The organism is Litchfieldella anticariensis FP35 = DSM 16096, assembly GCF_000409775.1.
Classification (GTDB): Bacteria; Pseudomonadota; Gammaproteobacteria; order Pseudomonadales; family Halomonadaceae; genus Litchfieldella; species Litchfieldella anticariensis.
The window spans coordinates 975,777-1,000,508 of sequence record NZ_KE332377.1 but is presented as its reverse complement, the minus strand read 5'-3'; the positions used below and the strand labels follow the sequence as shown (position 1 = coordinate 1,000,508).

The following is a 24,732-nucleotide window of genomic DNA, read 5'->3' as shown; positions in this document are numbered from 1 at the left end:
TGCGTGAGTTGGCGAAAGGGTAGGACATCGGATGCAACGCCTGAACGTTAGCGTGCTGCTCGGCGACCCCCATCTACCGTATGCCTATGCCCTCGATGGGGTGTTCGGTGCCGAGGAGTTGAAGGCGGTCGAAGAATTGAGCAGCGCCTTGGGGCGCCTGTCGGGGTATCGGTTTGTTTATCTCGATGATCATGCCGGGTTGATCGACGAGCTGCGCACTCATCCTCCCGATCTGGCGCTGAACTTCTGCGATACTGGATTCCGCAACGACTGGGTGCTAGAGCGCAATATTCCCGCGTTGCTGGAAATCCTGGATATCCCCTATACCGGCGCCGATCCGATGGGTATCAGCCTCACCACCGACAAGGCGCTGGTTCGAGCGTTGGCGACCGGGCAGGGCATTCCTGTGCCCAACGAGACTTACGTGGAGCTTTCTGCCGATCCATTGGTATTGCCAAGCATCTATCCTTGCCTGATCAAGCCGAACAGCAGCGGTGGCAGCTTTGGCATCACGCGAGATTGCGTGGTGCACGACGCAAGCGAGGCGGAAACTTACCTGCGCTGGTTGGCTGAGGAACTTTCGGTCGTGGATGCGCTGATCCAGGATTTCCTGACCGGCCCGGAATATACCGTGGGGCTGGTCGGTAACCTACATAGTGGCTTCACGGTGTTGCCGCCGTTGGAAATCGACTATAGCGCCCTTGCCCCCGACCTACCGCCGATTCTTACCTACGGTTCGAAGGCCAACCCCGATTCGCCGTATTGGGAGAAGTTGCATTTCCGCCGAGCCGAGATCGACGACATCAAATGGAGCCAACTGGTCGATCACTCCGTGAAGCTGTTCCGTCGGCTGGGGTTGCGCGATTACGCCCGCTTCGACTTCCGCGAGGGCGAGGACGGTCAGCCGCGGCTACTCGATGCCAACACCAATCCGACCTGGTATTGGGACGGCAAGCTGGCCCTGATGGCCGAATGGGCCGGCTATCCCTATCACGAGTTGTTGCGCCTGATCCTCGAGACGGCGACGGCCCGCTACGGGCTTGGCAAGGCATCTTGAGCCAGCGACTCCGCAAGCTAAGTTTTTAGACAACGCTAAGTTTTCAGACAAAGAATAGCGCCTCTCACAGCAGATCGCGTGTGACTTCCTCGTCCCAATCACGGCGAGCGAACAGCGTGCCGCCCTCGTAGGCCTTCAGTATTCCCCGGATGCGGAAACAGCGTGGTGTCGCAGTGAGCTGCGTACGACATTCCAGCCGCGTGGACCAGTCGCCTCGACGATGCGTAGTGGTCTGCTCGACCGTCGATTCGGCCTGGTTCGGGTCATAGTCGTGGATGCGGTAGGTCTTGGTGATGGTGTAGCCGACGGTCAGGTCGATATCCTCGATTCGGGCGAGTGCGGCGTCGCCGAAGTCGCCGCCGGTGGTCGAAATCCGGTACTCCGTTATCCCGGTAGTCAGATCCCGCTCTACTTGACGGCGCAAAGGGGCGGCGGTGAGCGTGGTCATTTCCGGCATGGGGGCACGCTCGGGCGGTTCGAAGGCGCGCAGGTCGGCATCTTCCGAACGTGGTGGGCGCACCGGTAGCTGCAGTTGACTGGTACCGGTGTAGAGGGTCAGGTTGACGGGCTCCGGGGCCGGACAGATCACTGGCCAGTAGCTGGTCGAGACCGCCAGGCGGATGGTGTGTTCGAGGCTGAAGGCATAGGCGATATCGTTCAGCTTCACCATGACGCGATAGCGATGCCCAGGCGCCAGTGGTTCAGGGTGTTCGCGGTCGTTGCGCTGGGTCAGGTTGAGGATGCCGTAGCTGACCCGGGCCGAGGCACCATCGGGAGCGACATCATTGAGGCGCACGACGACATAGGCGACGGGCCGGTCGGACGTCAATTCCAGCGACACGATTGGGGCGCCGAGAATTTCCAGTCTTTCCTGCAAAGGATCGGAATCGAAGACCAGCGATTTGCCGTCGTCTTCGCGCTGGTCCGTGGGCGACTCACCTTCCGCCCCGAAGCCGTACCAGTCCCCGGCTGCCAGCCCGGTAGTCTGCGGCGAGGCGATGCGCATCCGGTCTTCGCTGTCGGGGCGCTCGCCCAGCGACAGCACATTGAGGTAGAAGGTGCGTGGTTGCAGGCGTCCTGATGGCCAGGTCTCCTCCGCCACCCAGCGCCCGGGGCGTTCCGCGTGCATCGGTGCGGGAGGCACGTATTCCTCCATCCATACCCGCAGCATGGGTTCGTCCATGAGTCCGCTGTCGATTCCCTTCAGCCAGTGATCCCACCAGCGCAGCGCCTCCTGGAAGAAGCCGATGGCCGGGCCGGGCAGGGCCGCGTGGGGAAAGGCGTGCGACCATGGTCCGATCAAGGCCTTGCGCGGCACCTTCAGGCCGGCCATGAGGCGCGGAATGGCGTCCACGTAGCCATCGGCCCAGCCGCCCACCGCGTAGACGGGACAGGCGATGGCGTCGAAATCCTCGCAGATCGAGCCATGTTTCCAATATTCGTCACGGTGGGGGTGGCGCATCCATACCAGCGGATAGAACGGCGCATTGTCGATCCGGTGTCGCCACTTCGCACGCCAGTCACCACCCACGATGTCGGGGTCGGGCGGCGTGGTGGCGCACGACAGCAGCACCGAACCCCAGCCCAGATTCTCGTTGAGCAGGCAACCGCCCTGATAGTGCACATCGTCGCTGTAGCGGTCGTCGGTGGAGCACATGGTGATGATGGCCTTGAGCGGCGCGGGCCGCATGGCGGCGACCTGGAGCGCGTTGAAGCCACCCCAGGAGATGCCCATCATGCCGACCTCGCCGTTGCACCACGGCTGGGCAACCAGCCACTCGATGGCATCGACGGCGTCATCGAGTTCCTGCTGCAGGTACTCGTCGAGCAACAGCCCGTCGGAATCGCCGCTGCCACGCAGGTCGAGACGAATACAGGCGTATCCGTGCCCCGCGAAATAGCGGTGCAGCGGCTCGTCGCGCAGACGCGTGAAGTCGCGCTTGCGATAGGGCATGTACTCCAGGATGGCCGGCACGGGATCGATCTCGGCGTCGCTGGGTAGCCAGATACGCGCCGCTAGCCGGATGCCATCGGTCATGGGAATCCAGGCGTTTTCGATGACCCGGACTTCGCGCGGAAAGTCATGGACGATTTTCATGGCACCCTCTGGGGGCCTGTGGACCCTGTGGGGGAGAGAGCACCGCAACAGCGATGTTTGCTTTAATGATATACGATGAAAGGGCTTCCACCGCTGGAGGAACGCGGAATGGACGATGGGCAAGCGGCTAACGTGACGGTCATCGAGAATAGCTGGATCCCCATGTCCGACGGTTGTCGGCTGGCCGCTAAACTATGGCTTCCCGTGGATGCCGCGGAGCATCCGGTTCCCGCGATTCTCGAATACATTCCCTATCGCAAGCGCGATTTCAAGGCCGTGCGAGACAGCGAAGTCCATGGCTTCTTCGCTCGCCATGGTTATGCCGCCGTGCGCGTGGACCTGCGCGGCAGCGGCGATTCCGATGGCGTGCTACAGGATGAATACCTGCAGCAGGAACTCGATGACGGCATCGAGGTGATTCGTTGGATCGCGGCTCAACCGTGGTGCAATGGCCGAGTCGGCATGATCGGTATTTCGTGGGGCGGTTTCAATGGCCTGCAGATCGCTGCCTTGCAACCACCCGAGCTGCACGCTGTGATCACTGTCTGCTCGTCCGATGACCGCTATACCGACGATGTGCATTACATGGGCGGCTGCTTGCTGACGGATAACCTGTCGTGGGCATCGGTGATGCTGTCCTATAACGCCTGCCCACCGGATCCGGCCATCGTCGGCGAACGCTGGCGCGAGCTATGGTTCAAGCGCCTCGAGGAGAGCGGGCTGTGGCTCAAGACCTGGTTGGAGCACCAGCGGCGCGATGCGTTCTGGCGGCATGCGTCCGTCTGCGAGGACTTCGCGGCGATTCGTTGCCCGGTGTTCGCGGTCAGCGGCTGGGCCGACGGTTACTGCAATACCGTGTTCCGGCTGATCCAGCATCTTGACGTGCCACGCAAGGGGCTGGTGGGGCCTTGGGGCCACAAATATCCGCACATGGGCGGTCCTGGCCCGTCCATCGATTTCCTCGGCGAGTGCGTGCGTTGGTGGGACCGCTGGTTGAAGGACATCGATAACGGTGTCGACGCCGAGCCGATGCTGCGGGCGTGGATGCAGGACACTGTGTCGCCCATCAGTGACGATCGCCCTGGGCGCTGGGTGGCGGAGGAGCAGTGGCCGAGCCGGCGTCTTCACACGCGAGCCTTTGCTTTGGCAGCGGGGCGGCTCGAACCGGGTGCTGACGGAGCCGACTCCCATGCGCCGCGGGAGATTCGCAGCCCGCTCAGCGTGGGGATGTTCGCCGGCAAGTGGTGCAGCTACTCGGAAAGCACCGACCTGCCTAGCGACCAGCGCCTGGAGGATGGTGGCTCGTTATGCTTCGATACGCCGCCGCTGGAGGAAGACATCGAGATCCTGGGACAGCCGGTGGTAGAACTCGAACTGTCGACGGACCAACCGCAGGCGATGGTTGCCGTTCGGCTGTCCGATATCGGCTCCGACGGCACAGTGACGTTGATTACCTACGGCCTGTTGAACCTGAGCCATCGCGGGGGCCACACTCGACCCGAACCCATTCGCCCCAGTGAGCGGTATCGGGTTTCGGTGCGGTTGAATCATGTCGCCCAGCGGTTTCCGGTCGGCAACCGCATCCGGGTGGCCATCTCGTCGTCCTATTGGCCTTTGGCCTGGCCATCGCCGGCTCCAGTGACCTTGACGATTCATCCGGGCGGTCGGTTATTGCTCCCCGAGCGGCCGAGTCGCGAAGCGGATACCGACCTGCACGATCTCGGGGTGCCCCGTGCGGCACCGGGGCCGGCGACGACACTGCTGGTGCCGGCGCATCGTGAATGGACGGTACTGTTCAACCTGGCTACCAACGAGGCCACCCTACAGGTCATCGATAACGATGGCATGTGGCGGCTCGATGAACTGGGGCTCACCATCGGCTATGACGTCTCCGAACGGTATACCTATGTCAATGACGATTACGCCACGCTGAGAGGCGAGGTGATCAACAGCCGCAGCTTCGAGAGAGGGGACTGGCACGTGATAGCAACCACTCGCACGAAGTTGACCTCGACACCGACGCACTTCCATCTGGATGCCACGGTCGATGCCTACGAGGGGGATGTGCGCGTTTTCTCTCGTACCTGGAATGAGACGGTACGGCGGGACAATATATGACGCTTGCCACGGGCTGAGGCCGCCATGAAGTATTTCCGCCTACAAGCGCAGTGTGGCGATGTCGATTCAGGACATCCTTTTGACGACTAAGATGAGTGAGAGCCATCTTTCAACGACATCGACCCGGACGAGGAGACGCGGCATGGCCATCATTCAGAGGATCACCCCTTGCCTGTGGTTTGACGATCAAGCCGAGGAAGCAGCGGAGTTTTACACGTCCATCTTCGACAATTCCGGGATCAGCAACGTCACTCGTTACAGTGAGGCGGGGCAGGAGATCCATGGCAAGCCACCCGGCAGCGTCATGGTCGTGGCGTTCGAGCTCGATGGGCAGGCATTTACTGCGCTCAATGGCGGGCCACTGTTCCAGTTCAATGAGGCGATCTCACTGCAAATCGATTGCGAGAATCAGGCAGAGGTCGACCACTTCTGGGACAAGCTCTCCGAAGGTGGCGATGAAAACGCCCAGCAGTGTGGCTGGCTGAAGGATAAATATGGCCTGTCATGGCAAGTGGTGCCCAGGGCACTGATTGAGATGCTGAGTGGCCCCGACGCGGAAAAGTCACAACGGGTATTTCAGGCGATGCTGGGTATGAAGAAGATCGATATCACCGAGCTCGAACGTGTTTATGCCGCTTGAGCGATCGTCATGCCGACGAGACGAAAACGGGCCGCGCACTTGCGCGGCCCGTTGGGTTGTCGAGCCGAGCATCATGCCCCTGGCTGCATGCAGTTATCGTAGAAGGTCACGGTGGCCGGCCAGTCGGAGAACATGCCGATGATACCGACATCACGTGCCAACACGTCGAGCGAGAGCAGCTTGTCGCTATCGTTGTCGATCACGTCGTCGGTGGTCTGGTGATACCACGCGCCGTCCTGGCTCAGCGGCCCTGAACGCTCGAAGGTCCAGGCGATGATATCTAGCCCGGCCTGCCTGGCCCGTTCGGCGTAGACCGACGGTACGATCCTGTTGTCTGATTCGCCGGCTTCCGGGTTGGAGGCGAGCAGCATCCACATCGGCGGCGCCACGATGTTCACGCCTTGTGCTGCCAATTCTTCCATGCTCGGTGACCAGGTGTCCGGGTTGGTGTGATCGAAGCCTTCATCGTCGTAGCGGTCATCCAGGAAGACGGCTTGTTCGCCGAATTCGGGCGTGTTGTTTATCCAATAGAGCACGTCGTCCAGATTGAACGACTGGGGATAGACGTTGCTGGGTGATACGCCTGCAGCCTTGTACTCGTCGATCATCTTCTGGGCGTAGTCTTCCTGACTCATGCCGTTGAAGGGCATCTCTACGCTGGGCTCCTTGAGTTCCGGCGTCATTTTCACGCCCAGCGCCTGGAACAGTTCGATGCTTTCGGCATGAGTCATCAGCGTGCCACGCGAGGCATAGAGGTTGGTACGCCAGCCGGGGGTACCGTTCATGTAGGCTTCGATGCTGCGTGCCTCGGTATTGGCGCCATCCATCTTGCCTTCCAGGGTTCGGAACTCGGCCAGCGTGATGTCGCTGGTGCAGCACTGCACCTTTGCTGCGTTCAGTAGCTCGCCGGTCTCTGGATCGAATGCCGGTGGCACGCTGCATTTCTGCGCCAGGTCCGTCTCCAGGATATTGGTGGTGGTGTGCAGGTCGCACTGCGAGTGCCGACACACGAGTTCCTGGTCGGCGGTAAAGGCCACGTCACACTCCAGTACGCCAGCCCCCATCTGGGCGCCGGCAATATAGGACTCGCGGGTGTGTTCGGGAAACTGCATCGCTGCGCCGCGATGACCGATCGAGAAATCCGTTCTGCGCCAGCTACGGTTGTTGGAAGCGCAGTGCAGAAGGTCAGCCTTGAGCTCACGCTCGCGTTGCGTGTCTTCGTCCATGTTCTGGACCAGGTAGAACGGACGGGGTCCGAGGGTCACGGAATCGGCAGTGGGCAATGCGCCGTTCTGAGGCGAGGCCCACACCGGGATCGTGAACGCTAGCATCGAAAGCAAACACAGGGGGAGAAAGACGGTGAGGTTCTTTTTCATGGGGGTGTCTCGCTGTTTTCTTCCTGAAAACCGGGTACGGAGTGACTGAGTATGGCTGGCGGCGTGTTACAGGGTAGTGATGCGCCGGCATGAAATATCCAGATGAGTGGGAGTGGCCTGATCGAGCGCTGTAGCAAGGCTTTTCCGGCGATTGATCTTGCAGTGTGCCGAGCTTCATGAGGCGAGCTATGCTGAGACATACTCAGCCTAACAGCTTACTACCTTCCTGCTTATGGCCGGTACATCATGTCTAGTACCTTGATAGGCCTTGTCGTGTTGATGATGGCCTGTGCTCCATCGGCTGCCCTGGCGCAGGCATCGGCAGACCTCGAGCTGCCTTCCGGAGAGATCGTGGCCCGGCTTGTGGGTGACGATGCCGAAACCGGGCGACTCGATGTTGCGCTGGAAGCGTTGGGCGCCAAGGTAGTACACGTCTCGTCCGAGCGTTATAGCTACAGTGGCAAGTGGTCGGCTGAGGGGCTGATCGATGGTTTCGCCCGTATACGCAATGCGCTAGGCAGCCTGGTATCGGACGGCTGGCAGAATGAGCCTGACGATTGGCCACCTGAGGTAGTGATCGGTTTTCATGACGAACGAGCACCAGTGGTGGATACGCTGATTCTCGAGCCCGCCGCCGAAAGGCATCTGCCAATCGACTTCGCTGGAAGCGCATCACCAAGCGAGGTGCCGCGTTTCGTCGAGGTCCTGGCTGGTGAGAGCCCCGAGCCAGAGGCGTTTGAACGTGTGGCGACGGTGCGTCTGTCGAACCGGACGGTGCCGCAACGGATTGAGATCGCTCCACGGGCAATCCGCTATCTCAAGCTACGTGTGTTGGAAAACTATGGTGCCCCCACGATGGGATTGGCCGAGGTGAAAGTTTTCGAGGCCCCCTCCGCTGCTTCGATTCTCGATGATGTCGAGCGTAACCTCGCCCGTCCGGCATTGGGTGGCGAGCTCGTTGCTTTCACTTCCCAGGATCGTGACAACCTGGCGATCGAACTGGTCGATGGCCGGGCCGACCGCGAGAGTGGTTGGGCTTCGGCCGAGAGTACGGTGGGAGATGCCGCAAGACTGCCGCAGGATTTGGTGTTCGGTTTTCGTGGCCACCGAGTCGCCATGGTCGAACGTGTCGAGATCGACCCGACCAGCGGCTCGCGTTATGCCGTTGGCAACTTCGATGAGAACTGGCCGCGGTTGGTGTCGATCGGCGTGTCTCAAGAGAGTCCGAGCGGTCCTTTCGAAGCGCTGGGGCGCTTCGAATTGACGCAGCAGTCGCAGGCACAGTCGATCCCAGTTGGACGTCCAGCGCGCTATCTGCGCGTTCGCGTGCTGGAAAACCATGGCGGGGCGCGCACCACCATCGGTGAAATCGCCATTATCGAGGCTATTTCCGACGCTGGATCGGTATTGGTCGGAGAGATCGCCGACGGGTGGAATGCCGGAATTGCCACCAGCGATGACACGTTCTCATTGCCGGATGGGCGTGGTGAGCGGGAGCCCAATGACGAAATGCCGGAATCCCTGTTGCTTGGGAGTCAGGTAGCGGGTGCCATTGAGCCGCTCGATGATATCGACCGCTTTGCCTTGGCGTTGCCGGGCGATGAGGCGCGGATGCTGAGACTCGATGCCCACTCCGGTGGTTTATGGCGCCTGGCATTCGATCTCGACAATGCCGCCGGCGCAACGGTCAAGCGCTTCCGGCCCAGTGCGCGCAGTGGCAACCGCATCGATCTCACCTGGCAGCTCAACCCCGGCGATTATCGATTGTCGCTCTGGGAACCGGAGCGGATCACTGCCTTGGTCTGGGATACCAGCGACAGCATGGAAGGGCGTGCCGAGGCACTGGAGCGCGCGGTACGCGGCTACGTCGAGTCCCTTGGCAAGCATGAATCCTTGCTGTTGTTTCCTTTTAGTGACGATGTAGAAAGTCTGCTCGACCAACCAAGCCGTGAACAGCCAGACATTCTCGAGGCCCTGGAAGGGCACTTCCGGCCTTTCGGCGGCACGCATTGGTTCGATGCGTTGGCGGAGGCGCTGGAAGCCCTGGCAGGCCACGCAGGGCAAAAGACGATCATCGCACTTACCGATGGCCAGGATACGGGAAGTGAAACGCCGCTGCCTGAGCTTCGCCAGCGCCTGCAAGCGAGCGATGCACGCTTGATCGCTATCGGGCTCGGCCCCGATCTCGACGAACTGGGCATGGCAACGGGGGCCACTGGTCATGGTGTGTTGCGCAGCCTGGCTCAGCTTGGTAGCGGTCGCTATGTCGTACAGCCAAGCAGTGCCGATCTACCCGCTCTCTATGCCGCAATCGCCGAGGAATTGAGCGGCATCCAGCACTATGCTCTTGCTGCGACCGCGGTTGAGGCGACGGGTCGCCTTGCCGTGCGCCAGATAGGGGAGCCGATTCCATCCATTGTGGCGGCGCCGGGTTTTACGCTGGTGCTCGATGGTTCGGGGTCGATGCGGCGGCAGATCGACGGCCAGCCGATGATAGAGATTGCTCGTGAGGTGATGACCGAGTTGGTCGGCGATCTGCCTGACGCCGTCGAGGTTGGTCTATGGACCTTCGGACACCGCGTGCGAGAAGGGCAGACCGGCGACTGTACGGATATCGAACAACTGGTGCCTCTGGGGCCACTGAATCGGGAGCGTTTGCTCGCCAGCTTGAGTGGCGTGGCCGCTTTGGGGACGACGCCGATCAGCGAAACACTGGAGCGTATCGGCGCGGCGCTGCCGCGTGACGGCAACCCCCAGTTGATCGTGTTGGTGACCGACGGTGAGGAGGAGTGTCGGAGCGATCTTCTCGAGGTGGTAGAAGCGTTAGACGACGACGGCTTGCAGTTGAGCCTCAATATCGTTGGCTTCGCACTCGATCGTCCCGAGGTTCTGGCGCAGTTGGCCGAGGCCGCGGAAGCGGGTCAAGGGCGTTTCGTCAATGCGGCCCAGGCGAGTGATCTGGCTGCTGCCATTGAAGGTGCCTTGGCGGTGCCTTTCAGTGTGCACGACGTTGCCGGAGATGTGGTCGGGGCAGGGCTCATCGGTGACTCGGCGATCGACCTGCCGGTGGGACGCTACACGGTACGGGTCGAGACTCGCGATAGCCCCCTGGTGGTGCAGGACATCGAGGTGGTGGCGGATACCACTACCGAGATTCGCCTCGACAAGCAAGCCGAGGATATTGGCGTGGCGATTATGGAGCGCCCTTGAGGCGCGGGTCATGGAAGAAGTGGATGGTCATGGAGGAAGTATGAAGATCATGCTTGTCACGGTCGTTGTGGCCATGATGCTGAGCCTGCCGGCTGTGGCCCAGGAAAATACCGTAGCGCCCGACGAGACGAAGCACTTCGTTGCCGAACTACAGCAGAGTCTGGGAAACGATCCGGAAGATCTTGCTCGCTTCGTCCAGATGGAAATCTCGCTTGAACCCTATCGGGCCGTACTACGCGGTGCCCGGGGGACGTTGCGTGCGCAAGCGGGGAATCTCCATGATCGTGCTGTGCTATTGGCCGAATTGCTGACCTTCGCAGGGTACGAGACCCGGATCGTCGAGGCCGATGCCAGTGATGCCGCACAAGAGGAACTGAGTAAACTCGTTCGTTCCGAGGACACTATGGATGTCAGGGAGTCGTCGGAGACCGTACAGTCACTCCTCGCCGATACGACACACAATCTCATCCGGGTTGGCGACGCTCTCTTCGAATCGGGCTTTCGTCCTGAGGAAAACCCGCACGAGTTTGCCCTGTCGGGGGCCTTCGAGACCTACGTTTGGGTGCAGTTTCGCGAGGATGAAGGGCAATGGCGAGCGCTGGAAACCATTCCTGCTTCGCTGCTGGATGAGTTGACCGAAGACGCGACACCTGTATCGGGGGATCGCGAGAAGCCGGCTCACACTGTGACCTTTACCCTTATCGCGACGCTCCAGCGCGGCGACATACGTCGCGAGAAAACGCTCCTCGAGCATACCGTCGACTCGCAATGGCTATTGCTACCTTCCGGGTTCTTTCATGTCATTGACGAGGGAGGCGTACGAGGGCGACTCACTCTTGGCCCACTGAGTCTGTCATCCGATCCTTTACCCGCGCCTGCCGACCTCGAGGAGGAAACCGGGGAAGGGTTATTCGGCAGCGCGAGCCAGTTGGAAGGCGTAACGGACCTCTTTGGAAGTTTGCCTTCGGGAACTCCGAGCACCTCCGAGGAGGACAATGCTCACCATGTGCCAGACGAAAGGATCATCCGCGAAATCCTGAGAGTGGAGTTTTCCGGTCCCGGCTACGACCGGTCGGTCGACTACACCTTGTTCGATCTTGCTGGTGAAGCCGAGCAAGCAAGCGAGGATGACTATCGCGCCATGCTACGCCTCAATTTGGGAGCGATTCATGGGCTGACCCTCTTCACCGGCAATGTGTCGCATGACATGGTGACGGAACAGGTGGCGGCAGTCGGAGAACCGGATACGGCCAAAGGGATAACCGAAATTCTGAACCTCTATAATCTCAGTTACCTCCAACTCCGCCAATCGCTCCCCGTCTCGATCGTCGATGCCCCCCTCATTCGAGTTCCCGATGCCCCGAATCTCATGATCTCGCGTGTCAAGGAGCTGGATGCGGACGGCCACATGGAGATCGATGTCGACCTCACTCATCGCCGCTATTCGATCGTTCCGAGTGGGGGGTATGCGGCAAGCGAAGGGGATCTATTCTACGAAGCCGTTTTCAACGGCATTCTCGATCAGGTCGTCGAACGTGCCGTTTTCTCCCGGCCGGGAAGAGACGCGGGGGCCGCCAGCTTCTTCGAAGTCGCTGCCAAGAGAGACATCGAGCTTGTGACGTTGAGGGAGCCGGATGACTCACCGCCTCGATATATTGCCGGCTCTGAATTCGACACCTACATGCGCAGTGCGCGCGAAGCAGGAAAGATCATCGTCTTGCCGACAACGCTGCCAGAGAATTGGCGAGAAGCCGTTCCCGCCTGGTGGGAAATCGATTCATCATCGGGCTCGACGATCGACGTCAATTCTCTGTGGTTGCACATGGCATCCACTGACCATGCCATTCAGGTTCATGAGCGTGCGACCTGGGCGGAGAGAGTGAAGTCACTGGGATGTGTGGTCGCGGTGGTGGCAGGAAGTACGACCGTACAGGTCGGCGAGGCGATCAGTATTACCGATCCCGTTTCGGGCCAGCCATTGACGGTTATCGGCTCGGGTGTGGAACAGCTCGGCAAGCTGATGTGCAAGCGTGGAGCGAGTGTGCCTCCATCGCCACAAGGCATCGGTTCGCGTACCCCCAGCCAAGGATTTCGCGCCATTCACCGGGTCTTCCTGAACAAGCCGTGGCGGCCGAATGGTCCGCGCTTTCCCAGGCCGGGTTAGCATGGTAAGTGCCAAGGTCAGACGCTTACCCGCTTGGTTTCCGCAGCGAACGCACTCAGGCCCAACCAGGATTGGATGCTGGCCCGCAGTTTCCGGTCGCCGGTCAGTTTGAGCTTACCGTTGTCGATGGCTTCCTGAGCGGTCATCAGGCCCATCCAGATCGCGGTCATGCTGCGCAGGTCACTGACCACGTACAGATCGACATCATGGCCGGGGTCCTTCTTGCACAGGTCGATCGTGCTTTCCTTGGAGCCGTTGTCGACGACCAGCCACCATTTCGCCTGACCGTGCGTCACGTCGTGGTACAGAAACTGTATCGTGACCCTGTCTCGTGGCAGTGGTGTGGGGTTCAGGTTGCGCCGCATGTCCCACATCAGCAGCGACGGGTCGAGATTCTTCATGGAAAGCTGCGTTTCCAACCAGCGTTGCCCCCAGCTTCCCATCGACATGACGACTGGGCGAAGTTCCTCGCCGGCTTCAGTGAGTTTATACAACGGGTTGCCGGTATCGGGATCGACCTGGCGTCTTACGACCCCCAGCGTTTCCAGCTCACGCAGCCGCTTTGACAACAGAGCAGGCGAAATGTGGGGTAAACCGCGGCGAAGGTCGTTGAAGCGGTGACTTCCGCACAAGAGTTCGCGCACGACCAGGATGGTCCAGCGGGTTCCCAGCACTTCGGAGGCCATGGCCACCGGGCAGAATTGCCCATATCCCCAGTCAGCCATTGTGTCTCCTCCTCTATATGCGACCGGAATCGCAGCCGCGTCGGCATCATGGGAGAGGTATGTCCTACGCAGCACGAGGGCGGTACAGATGGTGAATTCATGGCCATTGAACGGTGCTGCTACCGTTGACTATACCACTTCTTCCGAGTGGCGAGTCATGTGGTGCAGGGAGGCATATGCGAGCTCGTTGCCACTCGGGTAAGGGGCTTACCTGGGAACCATTGCATACCTCGAAGTTACTTCGAGAGGAGTCTTGACCATGAGAGCAAAAACACTGGATGGCTTCGAGATCGACGTGCAAACGGATGTGCTCAACCGCTTGAAAATGCAGTTACAAGGACCGTTGTATACGCCAGGCGACGCGGGGTATGAGGAATCACGCCGTTTGTGGAATGCCATGATCGACAGAAAGCCCGCCATTATCGTGCGCTGTCTCGGCACGGCCGACGTAATGGCGGGTGTACGCTTCGCTCGTGAACACAACCTGCTGCTGTGCATCAAGGGCGGAGGACATAACATCGCCGGACTGGCTGTGGCTGATGGGGCGTTGATGCTCGATCTGTCGCTGATGCGTGGCGTGTGGGTCGACCGCGAGAGCCGGATCGCCCATGCGCAGGCCGGCTGTGTGCTTGGCGATGTGGATCGTGAGACACAACTGTTTGGGCTTGCCGCGATTCTCGGTTTCGTGTCGACCACTGGCGTTGCTGGACTCACCCTGGGTGGCGGGTTTGGCTATCTGACGCGACGCTGGGGGTGGACCGTGGACAACGTGACAGGGATGGATGTGGTAACCGCCGATGGGCGGCTGGTGCATGCGAGCCGCGACGAGCATGCGGATCTGTTTTGGGGGCTGCGTGGCGGTGGCGGCAACTTTGGGGTCGTAACCGGTTTCGATTATCGACTTTATGATGTCGGCCCGGAGGTCATTGGTGGCATCGTGGCCTGGCCGGCAAGCGAAGCCCCGGCCGTACTCGAGCTGTACCGGACGCTCGCCGAGCAGGCGCCGCCCGAACTCACCCTGGTGGCGCTCATGCGCCGGGCGCCTCCCGCTCCCTGGCTGCCGGCGGAACGGCATGGTACGCCGATCGTGGCACTGCTGGCCTGCTACAGTGGAAAGCCGGAGGAAGGTGAAGAGGTGGTGGCGCCGATCAAGTCGTTCGGCAATCCCATTGGCGATGTGCTGGTACGTCGCCCTTATGCACAGATGCAGACGCTGCTCGATGCGACGCAACCCAAGGGCCGGCGTTACTACTGGAAAAGCGAGTACCTGCCGCGCATCGAACCTTCCTTGTGCGAGAAAGCGATAGAGCATGCGTCAAACGTCCGCTCGCCCCATTCGTCGGTGATCCTGTTCCAGCTCGGTGATGTCTTGAACCGACTCGATGACGATCATTCGCCCGTGGGCAACCGCGATGCGCGCTACGTACTCAACGTGGCGGGCTCATGGGAACAGCCGGACGACGACCAGGCGAACATCGAATGGGCACGCAACGCGTGGAACGACATGAAGTCGTTCTCCACCGGTGGGACCTACATCAACTTCCTGACCGAGGACGAAGGCGCGGAGCGCGTCGAGGCGGCGCTTGGCTCGGCTCTGCAACGGCTCGGCGAAATCAAGTCTCGCTGGGACCCGCAGAACCTGTTCCGCATTAATCGCAATGTCAGACCCATATAAGGGTTGGTCGCCGTGTGTCCATGTCATGCGGGTGTAAGGTTCGGGAAAGGTGCCGCGACTGAATCGAGTGGGTGAGAAACCCTCCACGATAATAGCGAAACAGGAGGCGCCGCATGAAGACCAAGACCATCCTGGGATCCCTGGCGATAGGGCTCATGACGACTAGCTTCACGGCATTGGCCGAACCACCGTTTGGTGACGAAGCCGATGTCGCCTTTGCCAAGGCGCTATGGGGCACATTGCAGGAGCACGGCCTGGTGGGGGAGAACCGCACCATGTCCGCCCCTTACGCAGGCCGACATCCTCATGGAGCTTTTCTCGATACCATGGATAGGCAAGAGTTCAGTGTGGAAGATGCGACCGGTCCGGTGATCGTCAAGCGCAATTACGGTGGTGAAGATCTGAGCAAAGAGGCCGTATGGAATGATCCCGACCAGTACCTGGGAGCCGTGACCGTGATGTTCAAGCGTGAGGGGTATGATCCTGATAACCATGACTGGTTCTGGGCCAAGTACCTGCCGGATGGCAGCCTTGATACCAACCCGGAAGGCAGGCCATTGGCCGGTAGAGTGGCCAAGGGAATGGAGCAGGGCTGCATTGCCTGTCACGCCACCGCACCGGGAGACGACATGGTATTTGCCCATGACAGGTTCCAGTGATCGGTTGATAGAACGGGCGTCTTGATGGCGCCCGTTTTCTTATTTCAGTCGTAAGTGTGCCCAACCTCGGACCCTAGGGGGTGGTGCATGGGCGAGAGTGCCGTGTTTTGACGGATCGATGACAGGTTCGCGGCCATAGCGTTGGAGGTAGTGATGAGCCTCCTCCCATGACTGGATCTCGGGCTTTTCCGCTTCCCAGTGAGCGACGGCGGCCTCATCGCACCAGGTTGACAGGTTGCTCATGATCCGACGATGTACGCCGGACCAGATATAAGCTCTCATGGCATCTTCATTTTGCCACGCCGATCGGGCCCAAAAGGTGTTTTTCACATCTCCGAGTACGGCGACAGCCAGATTGCCTTCCGCACGACGTGCCTGATGGGCAGAGCGAAGGGTGGCCAGCAGGACCACAGGAACATGCCGCCAACTGCGCACATGCAGCCGTGTTACAGATAGTACGGGCATTCTTGGACTCTCCTTATCCCGGTATCCAACTGCCATGGGCGCCAAAAGCCACGCGCTGTGGCAATGTGACCATCGCAAGGGGCGCTGTGTCGAAAGATTGTGCATCGAGAACGGCCAACCGACTGCAGTCATCGCGCTCATCGTAGAGATAGGACAGCACCCAGCCTTCGTCTTCATCGGCCAACTCATGTGCTGGCACGAAGACCGGCTCACCCGCCCTGATATGCGGGCCGAAATCATGGATGGTTACCGTCCCAGCGGCGAAATCGTATTTGACCAAGCCGCCACTGGTTGTCCAGCTTTCCTGAGGTCGAACTTCCATCGCATAGCCATAGCGGTGCGGCCTGCCTATACGTCGCTCGTCAATGCGAGGGAGTTCTGCCGGAATGTCGGCGAGGTCAGTTTGTCGGACCCGTCCGGTCATGAGATTGAGGCGCCATTCTCTGAGAGTTATGGCCAAGGAAGGCGGAGGAAGTTCTCCCGTGAGCGTGAACGCGTCACTGGCAACAGCACGTAGCACGACATCATCACCATCCTCGAAAGCGTTCATGACATGGGAGATGTAGGGCGTCTCGAGTTCGAACCAGCGAATGCCGCTGTCAGGTTGGTCGGTTTTCAGGAGACCGATGCGCGACGGGTAAGTTGGATCCCATTGAAACGGCAAACCACCGCTGGGTGTGCCCGACCGGCGGAATACCAGGGGCTGATCCAGAAACAGGGCGAAATGCTTGGTGATCGCGAAATCGTGCATGATCGTTGGGCCGGCGACATCGACAGTTGCACAACAAGTTATTCGCCCCGACGAGTTGGCGCGGTAGTAGGTTACGAAAGGGGAGCGTGGGCGATAGGCAAAAAAATGCAGATCGCCTGTTTCTGGATCGCTCTTGGGATGCGCTGTCATGTTGGTGGTAAGCGATCCATCGAAGTCGTAACGCCCAATCGTCTCCAACTCGGGTGACAGCTCATAGGGCATGCCGACTTCGCAGAGGGCAAGAAGATGCCCGGCATGCGATATGACATGTGTGTTGGCTGTATTCGGTGCCCAGGCACGGTCATGTCCTGGAAGTGGCTGACGTCCGGTGGCTACTGCCAGGCTATCGGTCATGACCCAGCGGTTGCGATACCAATGAACCTGGCCGCGGCTGATTCTCACACCGTGAAGCATGCCATCGCTCTGGAAGGGGTGGCTGTGCGGACCACCAAGGGCTGATGGGTGAGGATTGAAGCTGGTTCGAACATACAGCCCTTCAAGGTCCGGAGGCAGCGCACCTTCCACTGGTAGCTCGGTGTCCGTGCGTTCCGTGGCGACAGGTCGGAGAATCCCGGTGGCAGGATTCTCCCCCTTTTGCGATGTTGCTTTGATCATCACCGTCCCTCCAACTCCGCTCCTGCCAGGGCTGCACCTTCATTGATGATATTGTCGATGGCACTGGCAATTTCGGGAGGCATAGAGGCTGGTTGCTTAGTGATGAGGTCGATGCATACGCATTCGGCTTCGATCGTGCAAATAGACTCTCCGCTCCTTGTGATGTCCGTTTGCCACCAGTAACGGATGGAGGTATGTCTCGGAATGCTTGTCTGCGTGGTCAGCAGGTCGTCAACGAGGGCTGGTGTCGCGAATCGGGCAACGGCTCGACGTAGGACCATCGCGATACCCGCACCGCCGCGAAACAGGTTGTTCGTATCGACGCCGACACGGCGCATTGTCTCGATACGACTGCGCTCGGCCATCTCGAAATAGCGGGCGTGATACACGACCCCCATGGCGTCGGTATCGGCAAAACAGATGCGGTAGGATTCCATGACAAAGAGGTTCCTGACCAAAGAGGGGAAGAATTTTCAGTGACTAGGCAGTAGGCATGCCAATACCACTATTGCAGCGCACGAGAAGATCTTCTCGCTCGGTAGTCCTTCTTGAGTTTTGCATAGACGTCGTAGAATGCCTCCGGGCTGGGAATATCCAGATCCAGTACCCGCGAAATGCATTGCACGATCTTCTCGCGAAACTCTCGTTGCAAGACCTCGACATCCAGAACTTCCATCTTGAGTAGTGTCTTGAACACTGGATGCTGCGTCACACCGTCACTAGATGGCTGCAATAGAAACCACACCACACGAAGCGCCCGTAAGCGGTCGCGTTCGGGGTCGTCCGATCTTTCAATGGTTTTGCGGCAATAGAATTGAAATCCATTGGAATGGCGCATTTCGTCCCGTGCCAAATAGCGCATGATACTTACCAGTACCGGCTCTTCGACTGCCTTGCCAAACAGTCGGTAAGCTGTGTTCGCGGCGATTTCCGAACAGATATTCGAGGTCAGCATCTCGACTTTCGAGTTCGTCATGGGCTCGATTTCCCGCCCCCTGTAGACGAACGCTTCCTCTGTTGGTACTCCCATGGCCGCCAGCCACTTGATCAGAACGAGCGGGTGCTTGGTTTCTTCATAGAACCAGACGGATAGCCATTGCGTGAAGTCGATGTCATCCGTGAATAGTTTCATGAAGGCTTCGGTGGCCGAGTATGTCGTCAATTCGGCGAAGGCGGCGATCTTGACGTCTTCCACGAGTTCCGGTGTGACCTTGTCCGGGTCGAGTTCCGACCATGGTAGATCGTGCATGATCCACCGTGCTTTCTCGGATCTTTCGAGAAGTTGGTAGTATCCGAGGTCTCCACTGACGTCATGTACTACATCATCGGTCATCATCTACTCCATTAATCCATGAGGTGTGGTTGGCGCTCAGGACATGCCGCCATTGATCCCGACGACTTGTCCCGTGAGGTAACTGGCACTGTCCGATGCGAGAAACGAGACGAGGGAGGCAACTTCTTCTGCCATTCCCGCCCTTTTCATTGGCACGGCAGCATGAATGATGTGCTCGTCGACGGTCTTGGCCATGCCGCTGGCGATGAAACCGGGAGCGACGACATTCACGGTGATGCCTCGCGAGGCAAGTTCCGTGGCAAGCGACTTCGAAGCGCCGTGCAAGCCGGCCTTTGCTGCGGCGTAGTTACTTTGGCCGCGATTTCCGGTCACTCCACTAACCGACGAGATACTGATGACGCGTCCCCAGCGGCTGCGAATCATCGGCATGAGCAATGGGCGCGTTACATTGAAGAAGCCGTGTAGCGAGACGTCGATGACATGTCGCCATTGTTCTAACGACATGCCCACCAGTGGCGCATCGCTGTGGACTCCGGCATTGTTCACCAGGATCTGGATTGGACCGGCTTCCGTCAGCTTTTCAAGACTTCTTTCACATTCTTCGTGATTGGTGACGTCGAATGTGATGGTCTCCGCAGAGCCGCCGTCACGACGAATCTCTTGGACGACCGATTCGGCCTGTTGCGGATTGCAGTGGCTATGCACGATCAGATGAAGACCTTGCCTGGCCAGTTCACGACAGATTGAAGCACCGATACTGCCACTTCCACCTGTGACTAGTGCTCGTCTCATGGCAGCTCTCCTGCAATAGCGACGGTCGCCTTGCCTTGTGCGATTACGGTGCTACTCGAGATCACGGAAAAGGCGTAGAGCGAGCCATCGGGCATTGCAGCGAGTTGCGTGGCGCGCACATCGAGAAGAGTCTCCGTGATCTGAGGCAATGGGGCGGGTGCCAAATCGACATCGCGAAAGGCGGCAATATAGACCAGCTTCCCGGGACCGTCCGGATCCAACAAGCTGCCGTGAACGGCAATGGCTTGAGCGGCGTATTCCAGTAGGTGCATCCTGGAGAAACTATGGCCTTGGTGTAGTGGATTAGCGTCATCGACATGAGACGCGGTGAGGCAACGTATCGAATCGTCGTTCCAGGATAGAACGGCATCCAGCAGTTGCATCGGCCCAGCATGCGGTAATCGGGCGTAGATCGCCGCCTTGTCATTGATGAATTGGGTCGACATCGATTACCAGACTCCTGGGGCCGATATAGGACAGACAGACGCGGCCTCCACCGTTTGCCATGGTGTGAAACAGTGGTAGCCCACGGGCCGCCGTATGAGTGGTCCGCAGTCTCTCCAATTCGGGATGGTCGATCATGACGGTTTCGGGTTGCTCCGGATGGATGTCGCATGCCAGAGCGAAGCGACTATTGCTCGTCGGTTCTCGTGTCAACACCATGGCCGAGGCAAAGGGGGTCGGTATCGGCAAATAGCGGTCCAGCAGAGGGGGAGCCGGATGGTCGTAACAGGCAAAGACAACCGGTGCATCGACATCGATGAGACAGGTATAAGCTTCGATCAGCCCAGCGGTGAAGCTTGATTCTCGAGCGCTCAGGCTAGTCGTGGTTCCTTTGGCACCGGCTTCGAGGGACCAGAAGCCACCTGCAGCATTGTGTACGATGTTCTGGAACTGTTTCGGTGAGACGGGAGGATCCTCTTCCGTGAGGCTGGTGCAAACCTTGTCCAGCACTTGGAGGTCGCCGGACGAACTCGCAAAAATCGACGTCGCTTTCGACAGATCCAATGATGAGTCTCGAGCCAATTGGTCGGTCACCTGGAGTGCCAAGCGTATGACAGGAGTCGTGCGTCGCCGGCCGTTCGCTTTGGCAGGTGCTGTGGTAATACCCGGTGCTGCTCCAGGAGCGAAACGTACGGGGTTGCGCAGCATGTCGATACTGGTTTGCCAATCGGGTAGGCCTGGCCCAAGCATGGCGATCGATTCGACAAAAAAAGGCGTCATTGGGCGGCTCCGAAAATGAGCGTGCAGTTGTTGCCACCAAAACCAAAGGAGTTGCTCAGTACGTGTTTCAAGCGGTGCACGACATTCTGTGTCACGATTCGTGTCCGCAAAGCCGGATCGAGTGCGACCGTATTCAGCGTCGCTGGGATGACGTCATTCTGGAGGCTGAGTATGGAAAGAATCGCCTCCGTAATTCCGGCAGCTCCTTGAGCGTGCCCTGTCCAACTCTTGGTGGAACTGCAAGGCACCGTGTCTCCGAATACCCGAAGGATGGCGTGGTCTTCGGATTGATCGTTGGAGGGGGTGCTACTGCCGTGAAGATTGATGTAATCAATCTCCTCGGGTCGCAGCCCGGCGATACCCAGGGCATGGCGCATAGCCTCTACGGCCCCGTCTCCCTCGGGATGAGGTGCCGTCGGGTGATAGGAGTCGCTGGTTTCACCATAGCCGAGTAGGGCAACGCTATTGGCCCCCCGGGGTTGGCGTTCCAGTAGTGCAAAACCGGCAGCTTCACCGATACTCAGCCCATCTCGATCACGATCCCATGGGCGGCAGGGCAATGAGGACAGAAGTCCCAACGATCGAAAGCCGTAAATGAAACCTTCATTGGCGCAGTCGATGCCGCCGACGACGACAGCGTCGCACAAGCCAGCTGCCAGATACCGATAAGCTGTGCAGAAGACCTTCGCGCTCGATGAGCAGGCAGTGGAGATCGTCGCGGCCGGCCCGCTGATATCGAGCACACGTTGGCATTGCTCGGTCACCGAGAATAGCTGTGCCGTATGGTCGATCCGTACGTCCCGCCCGAGATCTCCGTTAGTGATGTCATGGTTGCGGTAGCATTCTTCGAGATGTCCAAGTCCGGCACCAATGGTGCCGATGAAGCATCCAATGCGATCGGCGCCGTATTGCGCACGTGCACGGGCAACTTGGATATGAAAGTCATCCTGGACTAGGGCGTGGCCAAGGACTCGACTGGCCCGGCAGTCATACTGCGACAAGGTGCCTCGGGTTGGTTCTTCACCAATGTCGGGGACGAGCCCGAGCCATGTCGTGCCTCCACCACGAAGTTCATGCTGGCGTAGGCCACCTTCTTTTTCCCGAAGGGACTTTAGTGTTGCTTCATTACCAATTCCAAGCGCGCTCGAAAGTGTGTGAGCAGTGACATGAATGGGTCGTTTCGTTGATAAATTATTATGCATGATGGTTGGATCTCGCGACGATTTCGCCCGTGGCGAATTGAAGACCACCTGCTTTCCAGCATTCGAAAGAGATGTTGATCTCGTTCGTGTTAGAAAAGATTATCTGGAATTCTTCTGCTGGCCTAAGCACGGCAACGAACTTGGCTCGGTGAATTTTACTCATCGTGAGATCTGCCCGCCATTTGCCAAGTGCTTCTTCCACATGGTGCAAGATAATAACAGCGGGGACGACGGGATTTTTTGGGAAATGCCCTACCAAGGCCGGATGATCGGCCAAGATGATGCCAGAGCTTACGTGTTGCATTAGGGCCTCACTAAGCACTATCTTCCATTGATACTCATGTAGCCTTCCAGGCGACAAGTCAGATTTGTCGGTTCTCCTGGACAAACCTGCTCAGTGCACTCAAGGAGCTGAACGTCTCTTCATTTTTTTCATCTCCCTGAGTAATTTTGACGCCAAATGATTTAGTTAGAAGGAGCGCAAGCTCCAATGCATCAATGGAGTCAAGGTTTAAGCCGCTACCAAATAAAGGAGCATTGTTATCGATTTTTTGGGGATCTACATCCAAGTCGAGACCCTCAACAATGACCTCGGCGACTTCCAGTTCTGTATTTGTTAGCAAGCTCGTTCTCCTTTTGAATATTTAAAATAAATGGTGATTAATTAGGGTATGTTATGGGAATAAATATTACCCTTAGGATCTTTTCGAACTTGAAAATAGCTGAGTAATAAGGGCAATGCAAAGGGTTGTTATATATATTTTTTGCCATGATGAGTGTTGATAAAGAGGCTTGATGATTTGTCGTTTTTCACTATTTTTATGCCGTTGTAAGCTCGAAAATCGCTTTTAATTCTTTATGATCCAGAAACCAGATGGCGGACTGTGGGAGGTCCGTGGAACCGCTGTGGGGACATTCGTGACCAGGTTCGGCAGTCTGAAGATGAGGATTCCGAGGCGCGGGGCAGCGGAGAGGGCAACACAACCATTTGGTGCCCCGCGAGACAGTCATCAGTGACACTTCCGCTATGGCTCGGAAGGGACGGGCGGGAGTAGCTCCAGATCTGGAGGCTTATCCTCCCTGGTACACCCCGAAATTGGTCAAGCCTTGATCGGCGAGGCGTAATGCTTGCATCTTGCTCATCATTCCTTGTTGGCAATAGAGCAGATAATGGCGATCAGTAGGCAATGCCTTGGCTTCATCCTGTAGCTCGTAGAAGGGTATCTCCAACAACTGGATTTCGCTGGGGAGTTGCAGTGGCGCCTCATCGCGTTCACTGGGATGGCGGATGTCGATGACGCTGCAGTCGCGTTGCGCTGCCAAGGCTTCCTGTGAGTCGACGACCTTGACGTCGGCCAGCGTAGGAGCGGTCTCGATCAACTTGTCTACCCGGGTCTTGGTCGCTTGCTCGATGGCGAGTTCCAGCACATCGAAGTCGAATTCGGCTTCCGCCTCTTCTACTCGGTCGCGGCGGGCACGAGTATTGGGGCGGCGGGAGGTCACGCCGCAGTATTCGGGCATGCGCTCAGCGAATTCCGCGGTACCGATGTGGCGGGCTTCGGTAATGATGTCCTGCTTGTCGTTAGCCACCAGGGGGCGCAGGATCGGACGTTCAACCAAGGCATCGATCAGGCATAGGTTGGTCAGGCTCTGGCTCGAGACCTGAGCGATGGCGTCGCCGGTGACCAAGACAGGAATTCGGTTCTTGGCTGCTATCTTGCTCGCAGCACGCATCATCATGCGTTTGAGTACCACTCCCATCAAACCATCAGGGATCTTGGTGAGGATTTCGTTGACCACGCCTTCGAAAGGCACCGAAATGAAGTTCACATGATGTGAGGTGCTATAGCGTTGCCATAGATGATGTGTGACTTCGCGCACGCCGGCCTCATGGGCAGGACCGCCGAGGTTGAAGAACAGGAAATGGGTCTTGATGCCACGCCGAATCATGCGATAGGCGGCTACTGGGGAGTCGAATCCACCCGAGATCAGTGCCAAGGCAGCACCTTGTGTGCCTAGCGGGTAGCCCCCCAGGCCTGGCCGACGTTGGGTGATCAATAGTAGCCGTTTATCCTTGAGTTCGAGCGATACCACGATATCAGGGCGCTCCAGATCGACGCGGGCACCCGGGGCTGCCGCTAGCAGGGCGGCTCCCAGATGCCGCTCCAGGTCGTCGGAGCGGAACTCATGCTCGCCACGGCGTTTCACGCGCACGCAGAAGCGCTTGTGGGTGATGTACGGTCCCCACAGCGGCAGAAGTTGTTCGGCCGTTTCCGCGAAAGAATGAAACTCGCGGTCCTCGATGGTCAGCACTTCATGAATTCCGGGGATGCGGGTCATCACCGCTTCGATCACGGCCAGGTCTTGTTCAGTCACGTCGGCACTGGGCTGAACTTCCAGGGCATCCCAGTTTCCGGTTACCCGTACCCCTGCATCGTATCGAGATAAGGTATTGCGAACATTGGCACGCAGGCAGCGCACCATCTCCTTGCGTACTGAACGCGACTTGATGGTGATTTCAGGGAACAGTTTGAGTAGATACTTCATGAAGTGAAAATCATTAGAAAACAGTGATTTAATATCATAACAGCCCCCGTCGACATGAGCAATCGAGGGGGCTGTCAGCGGGGCACACGAATGGCTCTCCAGCAGGCGGTGCCTGCCATC

The 24,732-nt window shown here is 58.7% G+C and carries 21 protein-coding genes; 7 read left to right on the top strand and 14 right to left on the bottom strand.

All coding sequences use genetic code 11. The features are described from left to right. Positions 1–31 precede the first annotated feature (31 nt). Positions 32–1,057, top strand: a complete 1,026-nt coding sequence (locus L861_RS04705) for a D-alanine--D-alanine ligase family protein (protein ID WP_016415418.1) — start codon at positions 32–34, stop codon at positions 1,055–1,057. A gap of 64 nt (positions 1,058–1,121) precedes the next feature. On the opposite strand, the gene L861_RS04700 is transcribed toward L861_RS04705, so the two are convergent. Continuing rightward, positions 1,122–3,155 carry a CocE/NonD family hydrolase gene (locus tag L861_RS04700; protein WP_016415417.1) on the bottom strand — a complete coding sequence of 678 codons (2,034 nt, stop codon included), beginning with the start codon at positions 3,153–3,155 and terminating at the stop codon, positions 1,122–1,124. 108 nt (positions 3,156–3,263) lie between these two features. Here L861_RS04700 and L861_RS04695 point away from each other — a divergent pair, with 108 nt between their 5' ends. Both L861_RS04695 and L861_RS04690 read left to right on the top strand, forming a co-directional pair. Then, complete coding sequence (locus L861_RS04695) at positions 3,264–5,273, top strand: CocE/NonD family hydrolase (RefSeq protein ID WP_027947419.1); 2,010 nt, start codon at positions 3,264–3,266, stop codon at positions 5,271–5,273. 142 nt (positions 5,274–5,415) lie between these two features. Continuing rightward, the gene (locus L861_RS04690) at positions 5,416–5,913 is read left to right on the top strand and encodes a VOC family protein (RefSeq protein ID WP_016415415.1); all 498 of its coding nucleotides are present in this window, start codon (positions 5,416–5,418) and stop codon (positions 5,911–5,913) included. A gap of 71 nt (positions 5,914–5,984) precedes the next feature. Here the strand turns inward: L861_RS04690 and L861_RS04685 are convergent, their stop codons facing one another. Further along, positions 5,985–7,289: a glycerophosphodiester phosphodiesterase family protein gene (locus tag L861_RS04685; protein ID WP_016415414.1), complete on the bottom strand. Its 1,305-nt coding sequence runs from the start codon at positions 7,287–7,289 to the stop codon at positions 5,985–5,987. 246 nt (positions 7,290–7,535) lie between these two features. On the opposite strand from L861_RS04685, the gene L861_RS04680 reads away from it, so the two are divergent. Together L861_RS04680 and L861_RS04675 are read left to right on the top strand one after the other, a co-directional pair. Beyond that, a complete protein-coding gene (locus L861_RS04680; protein WP_081645765.1) occupies positions 7,536–10,499 on the top strand; it encodes a vWA domain-containing protein in 2,964 nt (987 codons plus the stop codon). Positions 10,500–10,539: 40 nt separating this feature from the next. After that, positions 10,540–12,663, top strand: a complete 2,124-nt coding sequence (locus tag L861_RS04675) for a hypothetical protein (RefSeq protein WP_144062953.1) — start codon at positions 10,540–10,542, stop codon at positions 12,661–12,663. Between the two features lie 17 nt (positions 12,664–12,680). Here L861_RS04675 and L861_RS04670 read toward each other — a convergent pair whose 3' ends face one another. Next, positions 12,681–13,388 carry a winged helix-turn-helix transcriptional regulator gene (locus tag L861_RS04670; protein WP_016415411.1) on the bottom strand — a complete coding sequence of 236 codons (708 nt, stop codon included), beginning with the start codon at positions 13,386–13,388 and terminating at the stop codon, positions 12,681–12,683. A gap of 259 nt (positions 13,389–13,647) precedes the next feature. On the opposite strand from L861_RS04670, the gene L861_RS04665 reads away from it, so the two are divergent. Together L861_RS04665 and L861_RS04660 are read left to right on the top strand one after the other, a co-directional pair. Then, positions 13,648–15,063: an FAD-binding oxidoreductase gene (locus tag L861_RS04665; protein WP_016415410.1), complete on the top strand. Its 1,416-nt coding sequence runs from the start codon at positions 13,648–13,650 to the stop codon at positions 15,061–15,063. 113 nt (positions 15,064–15,176) lie between these two features. Further along, a complete protein-coding gene (locus L861_RS04660; RefSeq protein ID WP_016415409.1) occupies positions 15,177–15,722 on the top strand; it encodes a cytochrome P460 family protein in 546 nt (181 codons plus the stop codon). A gap of 39 nt (positions 15,723–15,761) precedes the next feature. Here the strand turns inward: L861_RS04660 and L861_RS04655 are convergent, their stop codons facing one another. From L861_RS04655 to thiI, 11 genes are all read right to left on the bottom strand, one after another. Then, entirely contained in the window at positions 15,762–16,187 is a 426-nt protein-coding gene (locus L861_RS04655; protein WP_016415408.1) for a hypothetical protein, read from the bottom strand. A gap of 13 nt (positions 16,188–16,200) precedes the next feature. Continuing rightward, a complete protein-coding gene (locus L861_RS04650) occupies positions 16,201–17,553 on the bottom strand; it encodes a carotenoid oxygenase family protein (RefSeq protein ID WP_016415407.1) in 1,353 nt (450 codons plus the stop codon). Beyond that, positions 17,553–17,990, bottom strand: coding sequence for a thioesterase family protein (locus L861_RS23515; RefSeq protein ID WP_016415406.1), 438 nt, complete (start codon positions 17,988–17,990; stop codon positions 17,553–17,555). Before L861_RS23515 ends, L861_RS04650 begins: the two co-directional genes overlap by 1 nt. A 68-nt stretch (positions 17,991–18,058) precedes the next feature. After that, complete coding sequence (locus L861_RS04640) at positions 18,059–18,889, bottom strand: ferritin-like domain-containing protein (protein WP_144062952.1); 831 nt, start codon at positions 18,887–18,889, stop codon at positions 18,059–18,061. 33 nt (positions 18,890–18,922) lie between these two features. Further along, positions 18,923–19,639 (bottom strand): 3-oxoacyl-ACP reductase FabG, encoded by a 717-nt coding sequence (gene fabG, locus L861_RS04635; protein WP_016415404.1) that lies wholly within the window; start codon positions 19,637–19,639, stop codon positions 18,923–18,925. Beyond that, positions 19,636–20,085 (bottom strand): hotdog family protein, encoded by a 450-nt coding sequence (locus L861_RS04630; protein ID WP_016415403.1) that lies wholly within the window; start codon positions 20,083–20,085, stop codon positions 19,636–19,638. Before L861_RS04630 ends, fabG begins: the two co-directional genes overlap by 4 nt. After that, a complete protein-coding gene (locus L861_RS04625) occupies positions 20,063–20,863 on the bottom strand; it encodes a beta-ketoacyl synthase chain length factor (RefSeq protein WP_016415402.1) in 801 nt (266 codons plus the stop codon). Before L861_RS04625 ends, L861_RS04630 begins: the two co-directional genes overlap by 23 nt. Beyond that, positions 20,860–22,065: a beta-ketoacyl-ACP synthase gene (locus L861_RS04620; RefSeq protein ID WP_021029105.1), complete on the bottom strand. Its 1,206-nt coding sequence runs from the start codon at positions 22,063–22,065 to the stop codon at positions 20,860–20,862. The genes L861_RS04625 and L861_RS04620 overlap by 4 nt, the downstream gene beginning before the upstream one ends. Beyond that, positions 22,058–22,369 carry an ApeI family dehydratase gene (locus tag L861_RS25370; RefSeq protein WP_016415398.1) on the bottom strand — a complete coding sequence of 104 codons (312 nt, stop codon included), beginning with the start codon at positions 22,367–22,369 and terminating at the stop codon, positions 22,058–22,060. The genes L861_RS04620 and L861_RS25370 overlap by 8 nt, the downstream gene beginning before the upstream one ends. Before the next feature lie 58 nt (positions 22,370–22,427). Then, a complete protein-coding gene (locus L861_RS04610; protein ID WP_016415397.1) occupies positions 22,428–22,688 on the bottom strand; it encodes a phosphopantetheine-binding protein in 261 nt (86 codons plus the stop codon). 448 nt (positions 22,689–23,136) lie between these two features. Continuing rightward, positions 23,137–24,612: a tRNA uracil 4-sulfurtransferase ThiI gene (gene thiI, locus L861_RS04605; RefSeq protein ID WP_016415396.1), complete on the bottom strand. Its 1,476-nt coding sequence runs from the start codon at positions 24,610–24,612 to the stop codon at positions 23,137–23,139. Positions 24,613–24,732: the final 120 nt, after the last annotated feature.